Here is a 25,747-nt window from a genome sequence, read left to right as displayed (position 1 = left end):
ATGGAAGAAAATAAGCAACGTGTCAAAAGTATGATTAATATTTTACAGCTCGTGGCCCCAGGAACACCACTGCGTGAAGGGATAGATAATGTACTTCGCGCACAAACAGGGGGGCTAATTGTTCTTGGATATAATGAGCAGATTAAAAGTATTGTGGATGGTGGTTTTCACATTAATTGTGCATTCTCTCCTGCTAGTTTATATGAATTAGCAAAAATGGACGGGGCACTTATTTTAAATGAAACGGGAAGTAAAATTTTAATAGCGAATGCACAGTTAGTTCCAGAGGCATCTATTGATTCTATTGAAACCGGTATGCGTCACCGAACAGCAGAACGTGTAGCGAAGCAGACGGGCAGCCTTGTTGTGGCCATTTCACAAAGACGTAACGTAATTACGCTATATCAAGGGAACTTACGTTATACACTAAAAGATATAGGGGTTATTTTAACAAAGGCAAACCAAGCTATTCAAACGTTAGAAAAATATAAGGCTGTATGGAATGATGGTATTACGAATTTGGGCATTCTAGAATTTGAAGAGGTCGTTACAATGTCTGAGGTAGTTCACGTTTTACATAGTGTTGAAATGGTACTGCGTATTAAAAATGAAATATTGAGCTATATTCATGAGCTAGGAACAGAAGGTAGGTTAATTCGTTTACAGCTTACAGAATTACTAGCTGATTTAGAAGCAGAGGCAGCATTGTTAATTAAAGATTACCATCAGGAGAAAACACAAGACCATCATCAAATTTTGAAAAAGTTACAGGACCTTGCAAATACACAACTTTTAGAGGATAGTGATTTAGTTAAATTACTTGGTTACCCAGGGCAAACCAGTTTAGAAGAAAGTGTGACGCCAAGGGGATATCGAATTACAAGCAAAATCTCTCGTGTTCCGCCACTTATCATTGAAAATTTAATTAATCGATTCAAAACGTTGCAAGGAGTTTGTCGCGCGACTATTCATGAATTGGATGATGTGGAAGGAATTGGGGAAGTAAGGGCGAAGAAAATACGAGAAGGCCTAAAAAGAATTCAAGAGCATCTATATATGAGTAGACACAATTAAGAATATTACATTGATTCCATAATATAACGACACTAGAACATTTTTGGTATATGATATGATATATTGGTAAATAAAACTATTTATAAAAAAACACGTCCGCTTTTGCATTCGGCGTTTTGATTAGCGAAACAATGGTTAATAATGAGTAGGAGGTGGTTGGATGTTAAAACGGATCGTACAGCTCTTCTTTCTAGTGATCGGGGGAGCGTTAGGGATTTACTTAATCCCAAAAGTTATTAATGTATTAGACATCGGTGCTGTTCCTTTATTGGAAGGATCGTATGTTCGTGCGATTATTGGTGCAATTATTTTATTTTTAACAACATTTTGGCTTGTAGATTATATTGTTCAACTTATTAAGCATATTGAAGAGGCTCTTGTAAAGGCGCCTGTAGCAGATGTTTTATTTGGTACATTAGGATTGATCTCTGGTCTTATTGTTGCATATTTAATTTTAATACCGATTCGTGAATTTACAATTCCGGTTATTAGTACGGTATTGCAAGTGTTCTTCACTCTTTTACTTGGATATTTAGGATTCCAAGTAGGATTTAAAAAGAGGAATGAATTGCTAGGATTATTTACATTACCCCAACGCGGAGGTAAGAAGAAAAATAATAGCGAGAACGAAGAGGCAGAAGCAGAAAAATCTACGACTCATTGGAAAATTCTCGATACGAGTGTAATTATTGATGGACGTATTGCTGATATTTGCCAAACGAAGTTTTTGGAAGGAACAATTGTGATTCCACAATTCGTATTAGAAGAGCTTCAGCATATTGCCGATTCTTCCGATGCTTTAAAGCGTAATCGTGGTCGCAGAGGACTAGACATTTTAAATCGTATTCAAAAAGAGATGCCGATTCCGGTAGAAATTTATGAAGGCGATTTCGAGGATATCCAAGAGGTGGATAGCAAACTTGTAAAGTTAGCAAAAATCACCGGTGGAACTGTAGTAACGAATGATTTTAACTTAAATAAAGTTTCTGAATTACAAGGAGTAACAGTGTTAAACATTAATGATTTAGCTAATGCAATTAAACCAGTTGTACTCCCTGGCGAAGAATTAAATGTTTATGTTGTGAAAGATGGTAAAGAGCAAAACCAAGGTGTTGCGTACTTAGATGATGGTACGATGATTGTAGTAGAAGATGGTAGAGAGTATGTAGGTTCGCAACTTAATGTACTGGTTACTAGCGTATTACAAACATCAGCTGGTCGTATGATTTTCGCAAAACGTAAATTATTAGAAAAAGCATTATAGGTAGAGGATTATTAATATGTATACATTAATTATTCCGGCAGCCGGCCAAGGAAAGCGGATGGGTGCTGGCAAAAATAAGTTGTTCTTACTTATAAATGAAGTACCGATTATCGTTCATACATTACGTGCTTTTGAAAGAGATAAAGCGTGCAAAAGTATTGTTATGGCAATTAACGAAGAGGAACGCCCGTATTTTGAAGAATTAATGCAGAAGTATCCGATTGAAAAACAGGTACAATTTATTCAGGGTGGAGCCGAAAGACAAGATAGTGTATATAACGCGATTCAGCATGCGAGTGGTGTTGAATACGTTCTTGTACATGACGGAGCGCGCCCATTCGTAACGAATAAAGTGATTCAAGATGTATTAACAGCAGCAGAAAAATATGGAGCTTCCATTTGTGCAGTGCCAGTAAAGGATACAGTTAAGAAGGTAGAGCAAGGTGTTGTTGTCGAAACGGTAGAACGATCTCAGCTTAAGGCTGTACAAACACCGCAAGGGTTCTCTGTTTCTCTTTTGCTAGAAGCTCATAGAAGTGCAAAACAGAGCTGTTTTCTTGGTACAGATGATGCAAGTCTCGTGGAACGTATTGGAAAGCAAGTAGGTGTAGTAGAAGGGAGTTACTATAATATTAAAGTGACGACTCCAGAGGATTTACTAATTGCTGAAAGTTTCCTTCATGTTCTGAAAAAATAGCCGTGATGGTGTATAACAAAGGAAAGCTCGGCAATGGCCGGGCTTTTCTTTGTAAGGATATCGATATAATATAGAGTCATAAAGCTCAGTGGTTTAGCTCAAGGAGGATGTAAAGAATGTTTCGAATTGGACAAGGTTTTGACGTGCATGAATTTGCAGAAGGTAGACCGTTAATTATTGGCGGAATTACAATTCCACACGAGAAAGGATTAATCGGCCATTCAGATGCAGATGTATTGTTACATACGATTGCTGATGCATGTTTAGGTGCCATTGCAGCAGGAGATATCGGAAAGCATTTTCCTGATACAGACCCAGCTTTTAAAGATGCAGATTCAGCTGTATTGTTGCAAAAAGTTTGGGAATTTGTGCGTGAACAAGGTTACGAGTTAGGGAATTTAGATTGTACAATTATTGCTCAAAAGCCAAAAATGGCACCGCATATTGAAAGTATGCGTAAACGTATTAGTGAACTGTTAGAAACGTCTATAGATAACATTAATGTAAAGGCAACTACAACAGAAAAATTAGGATTTACAGGTAGGGAAGAAGGAATTGCTTCTCAAGCAGTGGTATTATTACAGAAAAAATAATGGTTTTTAATTCGTAAGATGGATAATCACATTTTTTTGTTGTACAATTATAGAATGTGTAGACATTAAGAATGGAAGGTGTACCAATTATGGAAAAGCAAGTGAGAGTGCGCTATGCGCCAAGTCCAACAGGACACTTACATATCGGAAATGCGCGTACGGCATTATTTAATTATTTATTTGCTCGTCATTTAGATGGCAAGTTTATTATTCGTATTGAAGATACTGATGTAAAACGTAACGTGGCTGGTGGAGAAGAAAGCCAATTAAAATACTTAAAATGGCTCGGTATGGACTGGGATGAAGGTGTTGATGTTGGCGGTGAATTTGGACCATATCGTCAAACAGAGCGTTTAGATATTTATAAAAAATTATATCTAGATTTATTAGAGCGTGGTTTAGCTTACAAATGTTATATGACAGAAGAAGAGCTAGAAGCAGAGCGTGAAGGACAAATTTCTCGTGGTGAAACACCTCGTTATGCAGGTAACCACCGTGATTTAACTGAAGAACAAATGAAAGAATTTGAAGCTGAGGGACGTATTCCGAGTATTCGTTTCCGTGTACCAGCTAATCGTGATTACACATTCAAAGACATCGTAAAAGACGAAGTTGCATTCCATTCAAATGATTTTGGTGATTTTGTTATCGTGAAAAAAGATGGAATCCCAACTTATAACTTTGCGGTAGCAGTAGATGATCACTTAATGGAAATTACACATGTACTTCGTGGTGATGATCATATTTCAAACACGCCAAAACAAATGATGATTTATGAAGCTTTCGGTTGGGATATCCCACAATTCGGTCATATGACTTTAATTGTAAATGAAAGTCGTAAAAAATTAAGCAAGCGTGATGAATCTATTATTCAATTTATTGAGCAATATAAAGAGCTTGGATATCTTCCAGAAGCAATCTTTAACTTTATTGCGCTATTAGGTTGGTCACCAGTAGGTGAAGAAGAAATCTTCTCTAAAGATGAGTTTATCAAAATGTTTGATGCAGCTCGTTTATCGAAATCACCTGCATTATTTGATTCTCAAAAACTAAAATGGATGAACAACCAGTATATGAAAAAGCAAGATTTAGATACGGTTGTAGAGTTAAGTTTACCGCATTTAGTGAAAGCTGGACGTGTGGGAGAAACTTTAAGTGAACAAGACCAAGATTGGATCCGTGGTGTAATTGCTTTATACCATGAACAAATGAGTTTTGGAGCTGAAATTGTAGAGCTTTCTGAAATGTTCTTCAAAGATCATGTTGATTATGAAGAAGAAGGACAAGAAGTATTAAAAGGTGAACAAGTACCAGAAGTACTTCGTGCATTTGCTGGTCAAGTAGAAGCACTAGAAGCGATGGAACCAGCAGCAATTAAGGCGGCTATTAAAGCAGTTCAAAAGGAAACAGGTCATAAAGGTAAAAACTTATTTATGCCAATCCGTGTTGCAACTACTGGTCAAACACATGGTCCAGAGCTTCCGAATGCTATTGCACTTCTTGGAAAAGAAAAAGTTTTAAATCGTCTTCAAAAAGTAATTGGTTAACATTTTCTAGGTTTAGAAATATAATAAGTATACTTAAAACCTAATAAGGAAAAGCGACGAGAAGGAGAAGTAGAAAATCAGGCTTTTTACAGAGAGAACCACCTTTAGGCTGGAAGTGGTTTATAAGCGGATTTTTGAAATGCCCCTTCGAGTCTTCTGCTGAACAGTAAATTGTTTTGCGAAACGTCTTAGGGCGTAAAGTAAGCAGAAGCGGTGTACACCGTTATCAGAGATGAGTTTGAGGCTTTTTTAGCCTAAACAGAGTGGAACCGCGCTTATAAGGCGTCTCTGTCAATATGACAGAGGCGTCTTTTTTTATACCGTAAAACTGGGTATGAGTATAAATTTTATCTACGTGTATAAAGATTTAGGGAGATAAGTAGGGAGTTAGTTCATTCGAAAAAGCAGCCCATAAAGGGGAGGGAACGTCGATGTTTAAGAGGCTTCGGGAAGATATTGAAGTCGTTTTTGAACAGGATCCAGCGGCAAGAAGTTATTTCGAAGTCATTTTGACTTACTCTGGATTACATGCAGTTTGGGCCCATCGAATTGCACATGCTTTTTATAAAAAAAATTTCTTCTTTATTGCACGTTGGATCTCACAAGTTAGTCGTTTCTTTACTGGCATTGAGATTCATCCAGGAGCAACAATTGGTCGTCGTTTTTTCATAGACCATGGAATGGGGGTTGTAATTGGAGAAACGTGCGAAATTGGTGATAATGTAACGATCTATCAAGGGGTTACATTAGGTGGTACGGGTAAAGAAAAGGGAAAGAGGCACCCTACAATTCAGGATAATGTATTAATTGCAACAGGTGCTAAAGTACTAGGTTCTATTACAGTTGGAGAGAATTCTAAAATTGGAGCAGGTTCTGTCGTATTAAAAGAAGTCCCTGCACATTCTACAGTTGTAGGTATACCTGGCCGAGTCGTTATTCAAAATGGAGTAAAAATCGGTCAAGAATTAAATCATTCTGACCTTCCAGACCCAATTTTTGATAAGTTAAAGGTCATGGAAGTAGAACTTGATAAATTGAAAAAACAACTTGAAGTAAAGGTAGAAAGGAAGGATAAAAATGACTATTCACATTTATAATACGTTAACACGTCAAAAGGAAGAGTTTACTCCATTAGAAGAAAATAAGGTAAAGATGTATGTGTGTGGACCTACAGTTTATAACTATATTCACATTGGGAATGCAAGACCACCTATGGTATTTGATACGGTACGCCGTTATTTAGAATATAAAGGATATGATGTGCAGTATGTATCCAACTTTACTGACGTAGATGATAAATTAATTAAAGCAGCAAATGAATTAGGTGAAGATGTGCCGACAATTGCTGACCGTTTCGTTGAAGCGTACTTTGAGGATGTAACGGCACTAGGTTGCAAACACGCAACAGTTCATCCGCGTGTAACGGAAAATATGGATATCATTATTGAATTTATTCAAGAACTTGTGAATAAAGGATATGCATATGAATCAGAAGGTGATGTGTACTTTAGAACGAAGGAATTCGAAGGATATGGTAAATTATCGCATCAACCAATCGCAGACTTACGTCACGGTGCGCGTATTGAAGTAGGAGAAAAGAAACAAGACCCTCTTGATTTTGCTTTATGGAAAGATGCTAAAGAAGGAGAAATCTTCTGGGAAAGCCCTTGGGGGAAAGGTCGTCCAGGCTGGCATATTGAATGCTCGGCAATGGCACGTAAATACTTAGGAGATACAATCGATATTCATGCTGGTGGTCAAGACTTAGCATTTCCTCATCATGAGAATGAAATTGCGCAGTCTGAGGCGTTAACTGGAAAAACATTTGCACGTTACTGGATGCACAATGGATATATTAATATTAATAATGAGAAGATGTCTAAGTCATTGGGGAATTTTATTTTAGTTCACGATATCATTAAGCAATATAATCCGCAGTTAATTAGATTCTTTATGCTATCGGTACATTACCGTCATCCAATTAATTTCAGTGAAGAGTTATTACAAAGCACAAATAACGGACTGGAAAGAATTAAGACGGCTTACGGTAACTTAAAACACCGTATGGAAAGTAGTACTGATTTAACAGACCATAATGAGAAATGGTTAGCGGAACTGGAAAAATTCCAGACTGCATTTGAAGAAGCGATGAATGATGACTTCAACACTGCTAATGCAATCACTGAGTTATATAATGTGGCAAATCATGCGAATCAATATTTACTGGAAGAACATACGTCTACAGTGGTAATTGAAGCATACGTAAAACAACTTGAAACATTATTTGATATTTTAGGGTTAGAATTAGCGCAAGAAGAGTTGCTTGATGAAGAAATTGAGGCACTTATTCAAAAACGCATTGAAGCTCGTAAAAATCGTGATTTTGCATTATCAGATCAAATTCGCGATGACTTAAAAGACCGTAATATTATTTTAGAAGATACCGCTCAAGGTACAAGATGGAAAAGAGGATAAGAATGATTGATGCAAAGCAATTAAACAGCTTAGCGTTAGCATACATGGGTGATGCGGTATATGAACAATATATCCGCTATCACCTACTTCAAAAAGGGAAAGTTCGCCCTAATCAATTACATCGATTAGGGACGAGCTTTGTTTCAGCAAAAGCACAGGCGAAAGTTGTTTATCATTTATTAGAGACGGCGTTTTTGACAGAGGAAGAAGAGGCGGTATTAAGAAGAGGACGTAATGCAAATTCAGGTACAGTTCCAAAAAATACGGATGTACAAACATATCGACATAGTACAGCCTTTGAAGCGCTAATTGGTTATCATCATTTATTAAATAACCGTGAAAGATTAGACGAAATTGTATATAAGGCAATTGCAGTTTTAGAAGAAAAGGAAGGGGGCACATCATCATGAGTAGTGAATATATTATCGGACGTAACCCTGTAATTGAGGCGTTACGATCAGGGAGAGATATAAATAAAATTTGGATCGCAGAAGGTGCTGCCAAAGGACAAGTACAGATTGTACTAGCGTTAGCGAAAGAAAATAAGGTTATTTTACAACATGCACCAAAGAAAAAGTTAGATCAATTAGTTGAGGGTAATCATCAAGGTGTAATTGCTCAAGTAGCTGCATATCAGTATGCGGAGTTAGAAGAGTTATTCAAAGTGGCAGAAAAACGTAATGAAGATCCATTCTTCTTAATTTTAGATGAGATTGAAGATCCGCATAACCTAGGTTCTATTATGCGTACTGCTGATGCGACAGGAGCTCATGGAATTATTATTCCAAAGAGAAGGGCTGTGGGGCTTACAGCGTCAGTTGCGAAAGCATCAACAGGAGCGATTGAATACATTCCTGTTGCGCGCGTAACGAACTTATCCCGTACAATTGATGAATTAAAAGAACGTGGACTTTGGATTGCTGGTACAGATGCCAAAGGGAAAACGGATTACCGTAATTTAGATGGTAAAATGCCAATTGGGTTAGTAATTGGTAGTGAAGGAAAAGGTATGAGTCGTATTATTGGTGAAAAGTGTGATTTCCTAATCACTCTACCGATGGTTGGTAAAGTTACATCCTTAAATGCTTCCGTAGCCGCAAGTTTGTTAATGTATGAGGTATATCGTAAACGTCACGAAATTGGTAAATAAAAGATGAACGATATTTTAATCGTTGACGGTTACAACATTATCGGAGCTTGGGGAGATTTGAAGAAACTGCGGGATGTAGATTTACAATCATCAAGAGATGCACTTATTGATAAGATGGCGGATTATCAAGGTTATACAGGTACAAAAGTGATGATAGTCTTTGATGCCTATACAGTACATGGTATTGAAAAAAAGATGAAACAATCTCGTGTGGAAGTAATATTCACACGAAAGAATCAAACTGCAGACGAAAAGATAGAGCAACTTGCGATAGAGCTTAGAAATATAAATACACGAATATATGTTGCGACTTCTGATTACACGGAACAATGGGTTATATTTGCGCAAGGTGCCCTTCGGAAATCTGCGCGTGAATTAGAGTTGGAAGTACAGGCAATGGAGCAACAAGTAAGAAGGCGTACAAAAGACACGAAAGAACAGCAACCCGCCATGCGAAAGATATTTAGTAAAGATATTACAGAAAAATTAGAAAAATTAAGAAGAGGAGAGCGTTGAAGCATTGACGCTCTTTGTCTTTTTACTGTATAATATTGCTAAATAAATAGCGGTCGGAGGGATCAAGGTGGAAGCAGGCTTCGTAAGTGTAGGCGACGTTACATTTCGTGATTTAGAGGATGAGGCAATCGTTGAGTTAGTTCGAAAAGGTAATACTGACGCTCTAGAATATTTAATTCACAAATATAAGAACTTTGTTCGCGCGAAATCAAGATCTTACTTTTTAGTGGGTGCCGATCGAGAAGATATTGTTCAAGAAGGTATGATAGGATTGTTTAAAGCAATTCGTGATTATAAAGAGGACAAGCTGTCTTCATTCAAAGCATTTGCTGAACTGTGTATCACTCGACAAATTATTACCGCTATTAAAACGGCAACAAGGCAAAAACATATTCCCTTAAATTCGTATGTGTCTTTAGATAAGCCGATTTACGATGAGGAATCTGATCGAACATTATTGGATGTTATTTCTGAAGCGAAGGTAACTGATCCTGAAGAGATGATTATTAGCCAAGAAGAATATACAGACATAGAATCAAAAATATCAGAATTATTAAGCGATTTAGAAAGAAAAGTACTTTCTTTATATCTAGATGGGCGTTCTTATCAAGAGATTTCAGAACAGTTAAACAGACATGTGAAATCTATTGATAACGCTTTACAGCGGGTGAAGAGGAAATTGGAACGATATATGGAAATGCGAGAAAGTACAACTTTAAATTCATAACAAATAACAAGTGCAACAGGTGTAAAATAAATCACCTGTTTTCTTTTGTAGACAGTACAAAATGCATGTCATTGACATTGTCTTTTATTGTATGATACATTTTTAGGGACATAATGTTACAAGGTTGGTGTAACTAATGAGGAAAAAAGTTGTACTCTCATGTGAAGAGTGTAAAAATCGAAACTACTCTACTATGAAAGATACGAGCTCAATAGAGCGACTTGAAATAAAAAAGTTTTGTAAAACATGCAATCAGCATACAGTTCACAAGGAAACAAAATAAATAATTGAAATAATACACTGGAGGTCCCGCAGATGCGTTTAACGAACTTTTTCGGCGATGTAGGTCGCGAAATGAAAAAAGTAAGTTGGCCTAAAAAAGATGAATTACTCCGCTCAACAGCGACTGTTGTTGCTACAGTTGTGTTCTTTGCGATTTTCTTCGCAGTAGTTGATATGGGCATTTCTTCTTTAATTCGGTTAATTCTTGGTTAATTCTTGAATAAGAAGCACTTATCCATGATATAATGTTATTTATAAGAACTGTGTAAAAGCCCGGTGAACGGGTTTTTTCATTTGCGCAAAAAAATGTACGTCAGGGAGGGAAGGACGCTCGTCCTAAATGAATGGAAAAAAGTTGGTATGTTGTCCATACTTATTCTGGATATGAAAATAAAGTAAAAGCAAACCTAGAGAAGCGTGTAGAATCAATGGGTATGCAAGATAAAATTTTCCGTGTTGTTGTCCCGGAAGAAGTAGAAGTAGAAATGAAAAACGGAAAAGAAAAATTAATGAAAAGAAAAGTGTTCCCAGGTTATGTATTAGTAGAATTAATCATGACTGATGATTCTTGGTATGTTGTACGTAACACGCCGGGTGTAACTGGGTTCGTTGGTTCTTCTGGTTCTGGATCTAAACCATCACCTCTATTAGAAGAGGAAGTTGTTACCATTATGAAACATATGGGAATGGACAACGAAGTGGTTGATTTCGACTTTGAACTTCATGAGACAGTACGTGTAAATGAGGGGCCATTCGCAGATTATACAGGTGCTATTGAAGAAATTGATGTGGAGAAGAAAAAGGTTAGCGTACTTGTGGACATGTTTGGTCGCGAGACTCCAGTTGAACTTGACTTCCATCAAATTGAAAAATTATAAAATGAAACTTGAAATGAATTGTAAAAAGTGATAATATCTTTTAAGTCAGTACGTCTTCGTTATCGGAGACGTTTTTTGAAAGATTTTATCCTTACAGATAAAATATGACGTGGGAGGGCAAATCACTGTCCAATTGACCACATCACGGACTTAAGGAGGTGTGTCTCGTGGCTAAAAAGGTAATTAAAATGGTAAAGCTTCAAATTCCTGCAGGTAAAGCTAACCCAGCTCCACCAGTTGGTCCAGCATTAGGACAAGCAGGTGTTAACATCATGGGCTTCTGTAAAGAGTTTAACGCTCGTACAGCAGATCAAGCTGGTCTTATCATCCCTGTTGAAATTACGGTATTTGAGGACCGTTCATTCACTTTCATTACTAAAACTCCTCCTGCTGCTGTTCTTCTTAAGAAAGTAGCTGGTATTGAGTCTGGTTCTGGTGAACCAAACCGTAATAAAGTGGCAACTGTTAAGCGTGATAAAGTACGCGAAATCGCTGAAACTAAAATGCCTGACCTAAACGCTGCTAGCGTAGAAGCTGCAATGCGTATGGTTGAAGGTACTGCACGCAGTATGGGCATCGTTATCGAAGACTAATTCGATTTGTTTTTAAAAAAGGTTGCGGGTCTGGAATTCCAATTCGCAACCTTTATTATCGTAAATGATTATTGTTTTTAAATAAATGGATGGCGCTCATCCTCAGGTTATACCTGAAAACAGGCGTAAACGTGGGAGGTTATTCCGCTAAAACCACATTCGAGGAGGAAATAAAAATGGCTAAAAGAGGTAAAAAGTACGTAGAAGCTGCAAAGCTTGTTGATCGTGCATCTGCTTACTCTGCAACAGAAGCAGTAGAATTAGTAAAGAAAACAAACACAGCTAAATTTGATGCAACTGTAGAAGCTGCATTCCGTTTAGGTGTTGACCCTAAGAAAGCTGACCAACAAATCCGTGGTGCAGTTGTTCTTCCACACGGTACTGGTAAAGTACAACGTGTATTAGTGTTCGCTAAAGGTGAAAAAGCTAAAGAAGCTGAAGCTGCTGGCGCTGACTTCGTAGGCGATACTGATTACATCGGTAAAATCCAACAAGGTTGGTTCGATTTCGATGTAGTAGTAGCAACTCCTGACATGATGGGTGAAGTTGGTAAACTTGGTCGCGTATTAGGACCTAAAGGTTTAATGCCAAACCCTAAAACTGGAACAGTTACTTTCGATGTAACTAAAGCTGTTAACGAAATCAAAGCTGGTAAAGTTGAATACCGCGTTGATAAAGCTGGTAACATCCACGTTCCAATCGGTAAAGTATCTTTCGAAGATGCTAAATTAGTAGAAAACTTCAAAACAATCGCTGACACTTTATTAAAAGTTAAGCCATCTGCTGCAAAAGGTACTTACATGAAGAACGTAACAGTTGCTTCTACAATGGGACCTGGCGTACGCGTAGACGTTTCTACATTAGCGTAAAAATTGGAAGTTGACTTCATAAAGAAGATTTAATATAATCATTTATGTTGTGAATTTAAATAGTGTACCGTAGACAGTAGGTGTCAATAGACTTAATTTCCTACCTAGGTGTTAATATACGAAACGGAATTTTTTTCTGTGACTATATGCCTCCATGTCTACAAGTTGGGCATGGAGGTTTTTAGTGCACTTTCGGTACATCTTCTATATAATCTACAGGAGGTGTAATAACATGAGCAAAGTAATCGAAACTAAACAACAAGTTGTAACTGAAATCGCGGACAAACTTCGTGCTAGTAAATCTACAATTGTTGTTGACTACCGTGGTTTAACAGTTTCTGAAGCAACAGAATTACGTAAGCAATTACGTGAAGCTGGCGTTGAGTTCAAAGTTTACAAAAACTCTCTAACTCGTCGTGCTGCAGAATCTGCTGAAATGGCTGAGTTAAACGAATTCTTAACAGGACCAAACGCAATCGCGTTCAGTAACGAGGATGTAGTTGCTCCTGCGAAAGTATTAAACGACTTCGCTACAAAACATGAAGCTTTAGAAATTAAAGCGGGCGTAATCGAAGGTAAACTTGTAACACTTGATGAGGTTAAAGCAATCGCTACTCTTCCATCACGTGAAGGCTTACTTTCTATGCTTCTTAGCGTTCTTCAAGCTCCAATCCGTAACCTTGCACTTGCTACTAAAGCAGTTGCAGAACAAAAGGAAGAGCAAGGCGCTTAATTTTTTAAAAGATAATTACTTGTTATCTATAAAACAATACAAACCTATTTAAGGGAGGATATTTACAATGACTAAAGAACAAATCATTGAAGCAGTTAAATCTATGACTGTATTAGAACTTAACGACTTAGTAAAAGCTATCGAGGAAGAATTCGGCGTAACTGCTGCTGCTCCTGTAGCTGTAGCTGGTGGCGCTGGTGAAGCTGCTGCTGAAAAAACTGAGTTTGACGTAGTACTTGCAAGTGCTGGCGCTCAAAAAATCAAAGTTATCAAAGCTGTACGTGAAATCACTGGTCTTGGCTTAAAAGAAGCTAAAGAATTAGTTGACAACACTCCAAAAGCAATCAAAGAAGGCGTTTCTAAAGAGGAAGCTGAAGAAATGAAAGCTAAACTTGAAGAAGTTGGCGCTGCTGTAGAAGTTAAGTAATTAACTTTTGATGCTTTAAAAAAAGCTCGCTCTCATGCGAGCTTTTTTTTTAACTGTAAAGAAAAGAGGTGGCCATATGGCAGACCATTATTTTTCTAACGACCCTTCTAGTAAAAGTGATCGTAAACGATGGGAATTTCCACTTCGTGGATCTCAATTTACTTTTTTATCTGACCATGGGGTGTTTTCGAAAAACGAGGTGGACTTTGGTTCTCGTCTTTTAATTGAAGCGTTTCAAATGCCGGATATTAAAGGTGATATATTAGACGTAGGTTGTGGATACGGTCCTATTGGTTTGTCGTTAGCGAAAGAGTTTCAAGGTTGTGAAGTTCACATGGTGGATGTGAATGAAAGGGCGCTTGGGCTTGCGAAAGAAAATGCCGCTAATAACAGAATCGAGAATATACGTATTTTTCAAAGTAGCGTCTATGAAAATGTAGATGGCGAGTATGCTGCTATTCTATCTAACCCTCCAATTCGTGCGGGTAAAGATATCGTACATGAGATTTTAGAAAAAGCTGTGGATTATTTAGTTCCAGGTGGAGAACTTTGGATTGTTATTCAAAAGAAGCAAGGTGCACCATCTGCGCTGAAAAAACTAGAAGAAGTATTTTCTGAAGTTGAGATTGTAGAAAAGAAAAAAGGATATTATATCATAAAATCAAAAAAACGTTGACGGTTATTTTTGGCTATGTTAACATTATACAATGCCAATATATGATTTTCTGCGTTGAGAAAGATGTATATTTTTGTTTCTCTTGGAAAAGATAGTAAAATCAGCAGATTATGAAACAGAATGATGGTTTTCTTATAGAAGCCATTTTTCTTTTTTGAGCAGGTAGAAAGACTCAACGTATTTATCTTTAAGAGAAAAAGACTACGCTAATAGCAGTAGTTGTATTTATTTGTGATTTTGCACAAATTTTTTTGTGCATTTATAATACTCATGATTTGAGGGGTGAAGCAGTTGACAGGTCAACTAGTTCAATACGGACGCCACCGCCAACGAAGAAGTTATGCCCGTATTAGTGAAGTATTAGAGTTACCAAATCTTATCGAAATTCAAACCTCTTCTTATCAGTGGTTTCTTGATGAGGGTTTGCGAGAAATGTTCCAAGACATTTCTCCGATTGAAGACTTTACGGGAAATCTATCGCTTGAATTTATCGACTACAGCTTAGGTGAACCTAAATACTCTGTAGACGAATGCAAAGAGCGTGATGTGACGTATGCAGCACCACTTCGTGTAAAAGTGCGTCTAATCAACAAGGAAACTGGTGAAGTAAAAGAACAAGATGTGTTCATGGGAGATTTCCCACTCATGACAGAGACTGGAACATTCGTAATTAACGGTGCAGAACGTGTTATCGTTTCCCAGTTAGTTCGCTCTCCAAGCGTATACTATAGTGGCAAAGTGGATAAAAACGGAAAACGTGGTTTTACTGCTACTGTAATTCCAAACCGCGGAGCTTGGTTAGAGTATGAGACAGATGCTAAGGATGTTGTATATGTGCGTATTGACCGTACGCGTAAACTTCCTGTAACTGTTTTGTTACGCGCATTAGGGTTTGGCTCTGATCAAGAAATCACCGAGCTTTTAGGTGATAACGAATACTTAAGCAACACATTAGAAAAAGACAACACAGATAGTACAGAAAAAGCATTGCTTGAAATTTATGAGCGTCTACGTCCTGGTGAACCACCAACAGTAGAAAATGCTAAGAGCTTACTTGTGTCTCGTTTCTTCGATCCAAAGCGCTACGATTTAGCAAATGTAGGTCGCTATAAGATCAACAAGAAGTTACACATTAAAAACAGATTGTTTAATCAACGTTTAGCTGAAACATTAGTGGATCCAGAAACTGGTGAAATTTTAGCGGCGGAAGGAACAATCTTAGATCGTCGTACACTTGATCGCATTTTACCTTACTTAGAGAAAAACATTGGATTCAAAACAGCGAAACCAATGGGTGGAGTGGTAGAAGGCGATGTTGAGCTGCAATCTATTAAGATTTATGCTCCTGAGTCGGAAGGCGAACGTGTAATTAATGTAATTGGCAATGCAAATATTACTCGTGATGTGAAACACATCACACCAGGTGATATCCTTGCTTCTATCAGTTACTTCTTCAACCTACTATACAAAGTAGGGGATACAGATGATATTGACCATTTAGGAAACCGTCGTCTTCGTTCTGTTGGAGAACTATTACAAAATCAATTCCGTATCGGTCTTTCTCGTATGGAACGTGTTGTTCGTGAGAGAATGTCGATCCAAGATACAAATGCAATTACACCACAGGCGCTAATTAATATTCGTCCTGTTATTGCATCTATTAAAGAGTTCTTCGGAAGTTCTCAGTTATCTCAGTTCATGGACCAAACAAATCCATTAGCAGAGTTAACTCACAAACGAAGACTATCTGCATTAGGACCTGGTGGTTTAACGCGTGAGCGCGCAGGATTTGAAGTACGTGACGTTCATTACTCCCACTACGGTCGTATGTGTCCGATTGAAACACCAGAGGGACCAAACATCGGTTTGATTAACTCATTATCTTCGTTCGCGAAAGTAAATGAGTTTGGTTTCATTGAAACACCATATCGTCGTGTTGACCCAGAAACTGGTCTTGTAACAGGGCATGTTGATTATTTAACAGCAGATGAAGAAGATAACTATGTTGTAGCCCAAGCGAATATGAAATTATCTGATGAAGGTGAATTCCTAAGTGAAGATATCGTAGCTCGTTTCCGTGGTGAAAACATTGTCACAAATAGAGAACGCATCGACTACATGGATGTATCTCCAAAACAAGTAGTGTCGGCAGCGACAGCTTGTATTCCGTTCTTAGAAAACGATGACTCTAACCGCGCACTTATGGGAGCGAACATGCAACGTCAGGCGGTTCCGTTAATGAATCCGGAATCTCCGATTGTAGGTACAGGTATGGAGTACGTATCAGCAAAAGACTCAGGTGCTGCAGTAATCTGTAAACATCCTGGTGTTGTTGAGCGCGTAGAAGCACGTGAAGTTTGGGTACGTCGCTATGTAGAAGTTGACGGTCAAACAGTAAAAGGCGACTTAGATCGCTACAAAATGCAAAAATTCATTCGTTCTAACCAAGGAACTTGTTACAACCAACGTCCAATCGTAAGTGTTGGAAATGAAGTTGTAAAAGGTGAAATCCTTGCGGATGGTCCTTCTATGGAATTAGGTGAACTAGCACTTGGACGTAACGTGCTTGTTGGCTTCATGACTTGGGACGGTTATAACTACGAGGATGCGATCATCATGAGTGAGCGCCTTGTAAAAGATGATGTGTACACTTCTATTCATATTGAAGAATATGAATCAGAAGCTCGTGATACGAAGCTTGGACCAGAAGAAATTACACGTGACATTCCAAACGTTGGGGAAGACGCATTACGTAACCTTGACGAGCGCGGTATCATTCGCGTTGGTGCTGAAGTAAAAGATGGAGATTTACTTGTTGGTAAAGTAACACCTAAAGGTGTAACAGAATTAACAGCTGAAGAACGTCTATTACATGCTATCTTTGGAGAAAAAGCGCGTGAAGTACGTGATACATCACTACGTGTACCACACGGTGGTGGCGGTATTATCTTAGACGTAAAAGTATTCAACCGTGAAGATGGCGATGAATTGCCACCAGGCGTGAATCAACTTGTACGTGCATATATCGTTCAAAAACGTAAAATTTCTGAAGGTGACAAGATGGCCGGACGTCACGGTAACAAAGGTGTTATTTCTCGTATTTTACCAGAAGAAGATATGCCTTACTTACCAGACGGTACGCCAATCGATATCATGTTAAACCCATTAGGGGTACCATCTCGTATGAATATCGGTCAGGTATTAGAGCTTCATCTTGGTATGGCAGCAAGATACCTGGGCATTCACATTGCAACACCAGTATTCGATGGTGCTCGTGAGGAAGATGTTTGGGGCACAATTGAAGAAGCTGGTATGGCAAATGACGCGAAAACAATCCTGTATGACGGACGTACTGGTGAACCATTCGATAACCGCGTATCTGTTGGTGTCATGTATATGATCAAACTTGCGCACATGGTTGACGATAAACTTCATGCTCGTTCTACTGGACCATACTCACTTGTAACGCAGCAACCTCTTGGAGGTAAAGCTCAGTTCGGTGGACAGCGTTTCGGTGAGATGGAGGTTTGGGCACTTGAAGCTTACGGTGCTGCTTATACTCTTCAAGAAATCTTAACAGTGAAGTCTGATGATGTTGTTGGACGTGTTAAGACTTATGAAGCAATTGTTAAAGGCGAAAATGTTCCAGAACCAGGCGTTCCTGAATCATTCAAAGTATTGATTAAAGAGCTGCAAAGTTTAGGTATGGACGTTAAAATGATGTCTAGCGACGATACAGAAATTGAAATGCGTGATACAGAAGATGACGATGATCATCAATCAGCAGATAAATTGAATGTCGAAGTTGAGACAACTAAGGAATAATTGGGATAACCTGTAGACTAAAAGGGAGGTAGGCCCCTTGATAGATGTAAATAACTTTGAATATATGAAGATTGGACTTGCTTCACCTGACAAGATTCGTTCTTGGTCATACGGTGAAGTTAAGAAACCAGAAACTATTAACTATCGTACGTTAAAGCCTGAAAAAGATGGCTTGTTCTGTGAGCGTATTTTCGGACCACAAAAGGACTGGGAATGTCATTGCGGAAAATACAAACGTGTACGTTATAAAGGTGTAGTTTGTGATCGATGTGGCGTTGAAGTAACGCGTGCAAAAGTACGTCGTGAACGTATGGGTCATATTGAATTAGCTGCTCCTGTATCTCATATTTGGTATTTCAAAGGTATCCCGAGCCGCATGGGACTTGTCTTAGACATGTCCCCTCGCGCGCTTGAAGAAGTAATTTATTTCGCTTCTTATGTTGTAACAGAAAGTGGAGATACACCACTTGATAAGAAGCAATTACTTTCTGAAAAAGAATACCGTGCATATCGTGATCGATATGGTAGCACATTCCAAGCTGCTATGGGTGCAGAAGCGATTAAAAAGCTACTACAAGACATTGATTTAGATAAAGAAGTAGACTTCTTAAAAGAAGAATTAAAAACAGCACAAGGACAACGCCGTACTCGTGCTATTAAACGTCTAGAAGTATTAGAAGCATTCCGTAACTCTGGAAATGAACCATCTTGGATGATCTTAGATGTTCTACCAGTTATCCCACCAGAACTACGCCCAATGGTACAGTTAGATGGTGGACGTTTTGCTACTTCTGACTTAAACGACTTATATCGTCGTGTAATTAACCGTAACAATCGTTTAAAACGTCTATTGGACCTAGGTGCTCCAAGCATCATCGTTCAAAACGAAAAACGTATGTTACAAGAAGCTGTAGATGCATTAATTGATAATGGTCGTCGTGGCCGTCCAGTAACTGGACCAGGTAACCGTCCATTAAAATCACTATCTCACATGCTTAAAGGTAAACAAGGACGTTTCCGTCAAAACTTATTAGGTAAACGTGTTGACTACTCTGGCCGTTCTGTAATCGTTGTAGGACCGAACTTAAAGATGTACCAATGTGGATTACCGAAAGAAATGGCGCTTGAACTGTTCAAACCTTTTGTTATGAAAGAGTTAGTTGGAAAAGGGTTAGCACACAACATTAAGAGTGCGAAACGTAAAATTGAGCGTGTACACCCTGAAGTTTGGGACGTTTTAGAATCTGTGATTAAAGAACATCCAGTACTTCTAAACCGCGCACCAACACTTCACCGTCTTGGTATCCAGGCGTTTGAACCTACATTAGTAGAAGGTCGCGCAATTCGTCTTCACCCACTTGTATGTACTGCATACAACGCGGACTTTGACGGTGACCAAATGGCGGTTCACGTTCCGTTATCATCAGAGGCACAAGCAGAAGCTCGTATTCTTATGTTAGCGGCACAAAACATCTTGAATCCAAAAGACGGAAAACCAGTTGTTACTCCATCTCAGGATATGGTATTAGGTAACTACTACTTAACACTTGAGCGTGAAGGCGCAATCGGTGAAGGTATGGTCTTCAAAGATGCAAACGAAGCAATACTTGCATATCAAAATGGATATGTACATCTGCACACACGTGTTGCAGTTGCTGCAAGTTCAGTAAATAACGTAACGTTTACTGAAGAGCAAAAAGGTAAGCTTCTATTAACAACAGTTGGTAAATTAATATTTAACGAAATCTTACCAGAGTCGTTCCCTTATATTAATGAACCGACAAACTCAAACCTTGAAAAAGAAACACCAGCGGAATATTTCGTTGAAAAAGGTGCGAACATTAAAGAAATTATTGCTAGTCGCGAAGAAGTGGCGCCATTTAGCAAGAAGATCCTTGGTAACATCATTGCGGAAGTGTTCAAACGTTTCCAAATTACAGAAACGTCTCGCATGCTTGACCGTATGAAAAACTTAGGGTTCAAGTACTCTACAAAAGCTGGTATTACAGTTGGGGTATCTGACATTCTTGTATTAGGCGAAAAAGATGAAATTCTCCACGAAGCACAAGCAAAAGTAGATAATGTAATTAAACAATTCCGTCGTGGTTTAATCACGGAAGAAGAACGTTACGATCGCGTTATCTCTATTTGGAGTAATGCAAAAGATGTTATCCAAGGAAAACTGATGAAATCCTTGAATAAACGCAATCCAATCTTCATGATGAGTGACTCAGGTGCCCGTGGTAACGCATCTAACTTTACTCAGCTTGCTGGTATGCGTGGTCTGATGGCCAATCCATCTGGTCGTATCATCGAACTTCCAATCAAATCGAGTTTCCGTGAAGGTTTAACAGTACTTGAGTACTTCATCTCTACGCATGGTGCGCGTAAAGGTCTTGCCGATACAGCACTTAAAACTGCCGATTCTGGTTACTTAACACGTCGTCTTGTAGACGTTGCACAAGATGTAATTGTCCGTGAAGATGATTGTGGAACAGATCGTGGTCTATTAATTGGTGCGATTAAAGAGGGTAATGAAGTAATTGAGTCATTATATGATCGTCTTGTTGGACGTTTTGCAAGAAAAACTGTAAAACATCCTGAAACAGGTGAAGTATTAGTTAGTGAAAACCAATTAATTACTGAAGATATCGCTCATATCGTTGAAAATTCGGGTGTTGAAACTGTAAATATTCGTTCAGCGTTTACGTGTAACACTCGCCATGGTGTATGTAAGAAGTGTTACGGTCGTAACTTAGCAACTGGTACAGACGTAGAAGTAGGAGAAGCGGTAGGTATTATCGCAGCTCAATCTATCGGTGAGCCAGGTACACAGTTAACGATGCGTACATTCCATACAGGTGGGGTTGCCGGAGATGATATCACTCAAGGTTTACCTCGTATCCAAGAGATCTTCGAAGCTCGTAATCCGAAAGGTCAGGCAGTTATCAGTGAAATCGACGGTGTTATCGCAGCGATCAACGATGTTAAAGATCGCCAAGAAGTAGTTGTACAGGGTGAAGTTGAAGCTCGTACGTATGCTATTCCTTACGGTGCTCGTCTGAAAGTAACTCCAGGACAGCCAATTAGCCACGGTAAAGAGTTAACAGAAGGTTCTATTGATCCGAAAGAATTACTAAAAGTAACGGACATTACAGCAGTTCAAGAATACTTATTACGTGAAGTTCAAAAAGTATACCGTATGCAAGGGGTAGAAATTGGTGACAAACACGTAGAGGTAATGGTACGTCAAATGCTACGTAAAGTTCGTGTAAGTGATGCAGGTGAAACAGACGTATTACCAGGAACATTACTAGATATCCATCAGTTTACTGATGCGAATGCGAAGGTGTTACTGAAAGGTAAACAACCAGCGACAGCTAGACCTGTTCTACTTGGTATTACAAAAGCTTCACTTGAAACTGATTCATTCTTATCTGCAGCATCATTCCAAGAAACAACTCGTGTCTTAACTGATGCAGCAATTAAAGGTAAACGTGATGAGCTTCTAGGATTGAAAGAGAACGTTATTATCGGTAAACTTGTTCCTGCTGGAACAGGTATGAATCGTTATCGCAAAGTGGATCTTGTAAAAACAACACAAGATAACATGAATGTAGAAAACGATGAGATTTATGTGGAACAGTAAAATTTTCCGTCGTAAATTTTGTATAAAAACATCTAATCCTAGTTGACATTGTATGAGTCAAAATGTTACTATAATCAAGGTTGCTCCTGAACGATGCTTTGGAGGATATTTATATGTCTTATCAAAAAGTGTCAAATGCTGAAAATGTAGTCGTTGGTCATAAACGCACATTGGAAGCAATCAAAAATGGTATAGTTAAAGAAGTTGTTATTGCAGAAGATGCTGATGTGCGGTTAACCCATGTTATCATTCGCACTGCTTTGCAACATAACATACCCATAACAAAGGTTGAATCAGTTCGTAAGCTTGGAAAAGTTTCGGGGATTCAAGTGGGAGCTTCAGCAATAGGAATAATAAGTTAAAACTGTTTTTGTGAGGAGAGAGCATTTGCTCTTCCTTGCAAAAACTTTGTTTTCAACTAATAATGAACCACCTGGATATGTGGTCATACAAACATGCGAAGGGAGGATAATCAAATGCCTACTATTAACCAATTAGTGAGAAATGGTCGTACTGATAAAGTATGGAAATCTAAATCACCTGCGTTAAACAAAGGATTTAACTCTTTAAAGAAAAAATCAACTGATATCTCTGCACCTCAAAAACGTGGTGTATGTACTCGTGTTGGTACAATGACTCCAAAGAAACCTAACTCAGCGTTACGTAAATACGCTCGTGTACGTTTAACAAACGGTATTGAAGTTACAGCTTACATCCCAGGTATCGGTCATAACTTACAAGAGCATAGCGTAGTATTAATTCGCGGTGGTCGAGTAAAGGATTTACCAGGGGTACGTTACCACATCGTTCGTGGAGCGCTTGATACAGCTGGTGTTGACAAACGTATGCAAGGACGTTCTAAATATGGTACTAAGCGACCAAAACCTGCTAAAAAATAATAAACTTATAATGAAAGGAGGAACTCAATATGCCTCGTAAAGGACCTGTTGCGAAACGTGACGTGTTACCAGATCCAATGTACAATTCTAAGCTAGTAACACGCCTTATCAACAAAATGATGGTTGACGGTAAAAAAGGTAAATCTCAAACAATTCTTTATAACGCTTTCGATATCGTTCGTGAACGTTCAGATAAAGAACCAATGGAAGTATTCGAGCAAGCTCTTAAGAACATCATGCCTGTTCTTGAAGTACGCGCTCGTCGTGTTGGTGGTGCTAACTACCAAGTTCCAGTTGAGGTTCGTCCAGAACGCCGTACAACTTTAGGTCTTCGCTGGTTAGTAAACTATGCTCGTCTTCGTGGTGAAAAAACTATGGAAGAGCGTCTAGCTTACGAAATCTTAGATGCAGCTAACAACGCTGGTGCATCTGTTAAGAAACGTGAAGACACTCATAAAATGGCAGAAGCTAACAAAGCATTTGCTCATTACCGTTGGTAGGATTCAACGTAAAATAAATGTATGCATAAACCGCTTTATTTGTCGCTTATGGAAGTGTGGAGAGGGAGAATGCCTCTCCCTTTCGTTGGGCGCTCGTTTTACATAATGAGGGTACTGGACACTGGCATATGTAACAATATAAAGTGGCTTTTTTGCTACTTAAAATAAAAAATCCAATCCATATATGGAAGGAGCAAGACACCAAATGACAAGAGAGTTCTCTTTAGAAAACACTCGTAATATTGGTATCATGGCTCACATCGATGCTGGTAAAACAACAGCAACTGAGCGTATTCTGTATTACACAGGACGTATTCATAAAATCGGTGAAACTCATGAAGGTGCATCTCAGATGGACTGGATGGAGCAAGAGCAAGAGCGTGGTATCACAATTACTTCTGCTGCAACTACAGCTCAATGGAAAGGTCACCGTGTAAACATCATTGATACTCCAGGACACGTAGACTTCACAGTAGAAGTAGAACGTTCTTTACGCGTACTTGATGGTGCGGTAGCAGTACTTGATGCACAATCTGGTGTAGAACCACAAACAGAAACTGTTTGGCGTCAGGCTACTACTTACGGTGTACCTCGTATCGTATTCGTTAACAAAATGGATAAGATCGGTGCAGATTTCTTATACTCTGTAGGAACAATCCACGATCGTTTACAAGCAAACGCACATCCAATTCAGTTACCAATCGGTGCTGAAGATGAGTTCAATGGTATCATTGACCTTGTTGAAGAGTGTGCTTACATGTACGGTAACGATTTAGGAACAGACATCGAGCGTGTCGAAATTCCTGAAGAGCACAAAGAACTAGCTGAAGAATACCGTGGAAAGCTTATTGAAGCGGTAGCTGAGCTTGATGAAGAAATGATGATGAAGTACCTAGAAGGTGAAGAAATCACTGTAGAAGAGCTTAAAGCTGGTATCCGTAAGGCTACAACTTCTGTAGAATTCTTCCCAGTAATCTGTGGTTCTGCATTCAAAAACAAAGGTGTTCAAATTCTGTTAGACGCAGTTATCGACTACCTACCATCTCCATTAGATGTACCTGCGATTAAAGGTACTCTTCCGGATACAGATGAAGAAGTAGAACGTAAGTCTAGCGATGAAGAACCATTCGCAGCTTTAGCATTCAAAATCATGACTGACCCTTATGTTGGTAAGTTAACGTTCTTCCGTGTGTACTCTGGTGTGTTAAACTCTGGATCATACGTGAAAAACTCAACTAAAGGTAAGCGTGAGCGTGTAGGACGTATCCTACAAATGCACGCTAACAGCCGTGAAGAGATTTCAACAGTTTACGCTGGTGATATCGCTGCTGCTGTAGGTTTAAAAGATACTACTACTGGTGATACTCTTTGTGACGAGAAGAGCCTTGTTATCCTTGAGTCTATGGAATTCCCAGAGCCAGTTATCTCTGTAGCTATCGAACCAAAATCTAAAGCTGACCAAGATAAAATGGGTACAGCATTATCTAAGCTTTCTGAAGAAGATCCAACATTCCGTGCTCACACTGACCAAGAAACTGGCCAAACTATCATCGCTGGTATGGGTGAACTTCACCTTGATATCATCGTTGACCGTATGCGCCGTGAATTCAAAGTCGAAGCAAACGTTGGTGCTCCTCAGGTAGCATACCGTGAAACTTTCCGCGCTGCTGCGAAAGTTGAAGGTAAGTTTGCTCGTCAATCTGGTGGACGTGGACAATTCGGTCACGTTTGGATTGAGTTTGCACCTAACGAAGAAGGTAAAGGATTTGAATTCGAAAACAAAATCGTCGGCGGTGTAGTTCCACGTGAATACATCCCAGCTGTTGGAGCGGGTCTTGAAGACTCACTTAAAAATGGTGTACTAGCTGGTTACCCACTAGTTGACATTAAAGCAGCATTAGTTGACGGTTCTTACCATGATGTCGATTCATCTGAGATGGCGTTCAAAATCGCTGCATCTATGGCACTTAAAGCTGCGGTTTCTAAATGTAACCCAGTAATTCTTGAGCCAATGATGAAAGTTGAAGTTGTAATTCCTGAAGAGTACATGGGAGACATCATGGGTGACGTAACATCTCGTCGTGGACGTGTAGAAGGTATGGAAGCTCGCGGTAACGCACAAGTTGTTCGCGCTATGGTTCCACTTTCTGAAATGTTCGGTTATGCGACAGCATTACGTTCTAACACTCAAGGACGCGGAACATTCTCAATGACATTTGATCATTATGAAGAAGTACCGAAGTCTGTTTCAGAAGAAATTATTAAAAAAAATAAAGGCGAATAATTGATTTTTATCAATTGTTCGAGTATAACTACTTATGTAAGCTTAGAAAGTGGGACGTAAGTTTCGCTTTCTAGTCTAAATATAAAATA

At 38.8% G+C, this 25,747-nt stretch carries 25 protein-coding genes and 2 other annotated features; all 25 genes read left to right on the top strand.

Features of this window, described 5'->3' with window-relative positions; genetic code table 11:
* Complete coding sequence (gene disA / locus MRP26_RS28945) at window positions 1-1,074, top strand: DNA integrity scanning diadenylate cyclase DisA (RefSeq protein WP_000392164.1); 1,074 nt, start codon at window positions 1-3, stop codon at window positions 1,072-1,074.
* A 160-nt stretch (window positions 1,075-1,234) separates the two neighbouring features.
* Window positions 1,235-2,338, top strand: a complete 1,104-nt coding sequence (locus MRP26_RS28940) for a PIN/TRAM domain-containing protein (RefSeq protein WP_053565451.1) — start codon at window positions 1,235-1,237, stop codon at window positions 2,336-2,338.
* Between the two features lie 16 nt (window positions 2,339-2,354).
* On the top strand, window positions 2,355-3,035 hold the full coding sequence (gene ispD / locus MRP26_RS28935) for a 2-C-methyl-D-erythritol 4-phosphate cytidylyltransferase (protein ID WP_053565450.1): 681 nt from the start codon (window positions 2,355-2,357) through the stop codon (window positions 3,033-3,035).
* Window positions 3,036-3,151: 116 nt separating this feature from the next.
* Complete coding sequence (gene ispF / locus MRP26_RS28930) at window positions 3,152-3,628, top strand: 2-C-methyl-D-erythritol 2,4-cyclodiphosphate synthase (RefSeq protein WP_000488386.1); 477 nt, start codon at window positions 3,152-3,154, stop codon at window positions 3,626-3,628.
* 89 nt (window positions 3,629-3,717) lie between these two features.
* Window positions 3,718-5,175 (top strand): glutamate--tRNA ligase, encoded by a 1,458-nt coding sequence (gene gltX, locus MRP26_RS28925; protein WP_000415150.1) that lies wholly within the window; start codon window positions 3,718-3,720, stop codon window positions 5,173-5,175.
* A 47-nt stretch (window positions 5,176-5,222) separates the two neighbouring features.
* Window positions 5,223-5,468 (top strand) — a binding site (T-box leader).
* A 138-nt stretch (window positions 5,469-5,606) separates the two neighbouring features.
* Entirely contained in the window at window positions 5,607-6,272 is a 666-nt protein-coding gene (gene cysE / locus MRP26_RS28920; protein WP_000476500.1) for a serine O-acetyltransferase, read from the top strand.
* On the top strand, window positions 6,253-7,650 hold the full coding sequence (gene cysS / locus MRP26_RS28915) for a cysteine--tRNA ligase (protein WP_000152273.1): 1,398 nt from the start codon (window positions 6,253-6,255) through the stop codon (window positions 7,648-7,650). Before cysE ends, cysS begins: the two co-directional genes overlap by 20 nt.
* A gap of 2 nt (window positions 7,651-7,652) precedes the next feature.
* Complete coding sequence (locus tag MRP26_RS28910; RefSeq protein ID WP_000564261.1) at window positions 7,653-8,060, top strand: Mini-ribonuclease 3; 408 nt, start codon at window positions 7,653-7,655, stop codon at window positions 8,058-8,060.
* The gene (gene rlmB / locus MRP26_RS28905) at window positions 8,057-8,800 is read left to right on the top strand and encodes a 23S rRNA (guanosine(2251)-2'-O)-methyltransferase RlmB (RefSeq protein ID WP_000093765.1); all 744 of its coding nucleotides are present in this window, start codon (window positions 8,057-8,059) and stop codon (window positions 8,798-8,800) included. Before MRP26_RS28910 ends, rlmB begins: the two co-directional genes overlap by 4 nt.
* A 3-nt stretch (window positions 8,801-8,803) precedes the next feature.
* Window positions 8,804-9,316, top strand: coding sequence for an NYN domain-containing protein (locus MRP26_RS28900; protein ID WP_000997887.1), 513 nt, complete (start codon window positions 8,804-8,806; stop codon window positions 9,314-9,316).
* 67 nt (window positions 9,317-9,383) lie between these two features.
* Window positions 9,384-10,043 carry an RNA polymerase factor sigma-70 gene (locus MRP26_RS28895; protein ID WP_000387198.1) on the top strand — a complete coding sequence of 220 codons (660 nt, stop codon included), beginning with the start codon at window positions 9,384-9,386 and terminating at the stop codon, window positions 10,041-10,043.
* Between the two features lie 136 nt (window positions 10,044-10,179).
* On the top strand, window positions 10,180-10,326 hold the full coding sequence (rpmG, locus tag MRP26_RS28890) for a 50S ribosomal protein L33 (RefSeq protein ID WP_014481927.1): 147 nt from the start codon (window positions 10,180-10,182) through the stop codon (window positions 10,324-10,326).
* Window positions 10,327-10,358: 32 nt separating this feature from the next.
* Window positions 10,359-10,538: a preprotein translocase subunit SecE gene (secE, locus tag MRP26_RS28885; RefSeq protein ID WP_001241323.1), complete on the top strand. Its 180-nt coding sequence runs from the start codon at window positions 10,359-10,361 to the stop codon at window positions 10,536-10,538.
* 131 nt (window positions 10,539-10,669) lie between these two features.
* The gene (gene nusG, locus MRP26_RS28880) at window positions 10,670-11,203 is read left to right on the top strand and encodes a transcription termination/antitermination protein NusG (RefSeq protein WP_000415794.1); all 534 of its coding nucleotides are present in this window, start codon (window positions 10,670-10,672) and stop codon (window positions 11,201-11,203) included.
* Between the two features lie 167 nt (window positions 11,204-11,370).
* Window positions 11,371-11,796: a 50S ribosomal protein L11 gene (gene rplK / locus MRP26_RS28875; protein WP_001085872.1), complete on the top strand. Its 426-nt coding sequence runs from the start codon at window positions 11,371-11,373 to the stop codon at window positions 11,794-11,796.
* Between the two features lie 176 nt (window positions 11,797-11,972).
* The gene (gene rplA, locus MRP26_RS28870; protein WP_002094239.1) at window positions 11,973-12,665 is read left to right on the top strand and encodes a 50S ribosomal protein L1; all 693 of its coding nucleotides are present in this window, start codon (window positions 11,973-11,975) and stop codon (window positions 12,663-12,665) included.
* Between the two features lie 49 nt (window positions 12,666-12,714).
* Window positions 12,715-12,858, top strand: a sequence feature (ribosomal protein L10 leader region).
* A 39-nt stretch (window positions 12,859-12,897) separates the two neighbouring features.
* A complete protein-coding gene (rplJ, locus tag MRP26_RS28865) occupies window positions 12,898-13,398 on the top strand; it encodes a 50S ribosomal protein L10 (protein ID WP_000048718.1) in 501 nt (166 codons plus the stop codon).
* A 67-nt stretch (window positions 13,399-13,465) separates the two neighbouring features.
* Entirely contained in the window at window positions 13,466-13,825 is a 360-nt protein-coding gene (gene rplL, locus MRP26_RS28860; protein WP_000159737.1) for a 50S ribosomal protein L7/L12, read from the top strand.
* Between the two features lie 76 nt (window positions 13,826-13,901).
* Window positions 13,902-14,501 (top strand): class I SAM-dependent methyltransferase, encoded by a 600-nt coding sequence (locus MRP26_RS28855; protein ID WP_064531899.1) that lies wholly within the window; start codon window positions 13,902-13,904, stop codon window positions 14,499-14,501.
* 291 nt (window positions 14,502-14,792) lie between these two features.
* The gene (gene rpoB / locus MRP26_RS28850) at window positions 14,793-18,326 is read left to right on the top strand and encodes a DNA-directed RNA polymerase subunit beta (protein WP_000147553.1); all 3,534 of its coding nucleotides are present in this window, start codon (window positions 14,793-14,795) and stop codon (window positions 18,324-18,326) included.
* A gap of 37 nt (window positions 18,327-18,363) precedes the next feature.
* Window positions 18,364-21,975, top strand: a complete 3,612-nt coding sequence (gene rpoC / locus MRP26_RS28845; RefSeq protein ID WP_000567943.1) for a DNA-directed RNA polymerase subunit beta' — start codon at window positions 18,364-18,366, stop codon at window positions 21,973-21,975.
* Window positions 21,976-22,088: 113 nt separating this feature from the next.
* Window positions 22,089-22,337: a 50S ribosomal protein L7ae-like protein gene (locus MRP26_RS28840; protein WP_000121833.1), complete on the top strand. Its 249-nt coding sequence runs from the start codon at window positions 22,089-22,091 to the stop codon at window positions 22,335-22,337.
* Between the two features lie 114 nt (window positions 22,338-22,451).
* Window positions 22,452-22,874 (top strand): 30S ribosomal protein S12, encoded by a 423-nt coding sequence (gene rpsL / locus MRP26_RS28835; protein ID WP_001142341.1) that lies wholly within the window; start codon window positions 22,452-22,454, stop codon window positions 22,872-22,874.
* A 29-nt stretch (window positions 22,875-22,903) separates the two neighbouring features.
* A complete protein-coding gene (gene rpsG, locus MRP26_RS28830; protein ID WP_001137492.1) occupies window positions 22,904-23,374 on the top strand; it encodes a 30S ribosomal protein S7 in 471 nt (156 codons plus the stop codon).
* 205 nt (window positions 23,375-23,579) lie between these two features.
* Entirely contained in the window at window positions 23,580-25,658 is a 2,079-nt protein-coding gene (fusA, locus tag MRP26_RS28825; protein WP_000196384.1) for an elongation factor G, read from the top strand.
* Window positions 25,659-25,747: the final 89 nt, after the last annotated feature.

The sequence above is a fragment of the Bacillus sp. CCB-MMP212 genome (assembly GCF_022748145.1).
In the GTDB taxonomy this organism is placed as follows: Bacteria; Bacillota; Bacilli; order Bacillales; family Bacillaceae_G; genus Bacillus_A; species Bacillus_A cereus.
This window is presented reverse-complemented; position numbering and strand designations above follow the sequence as displayed.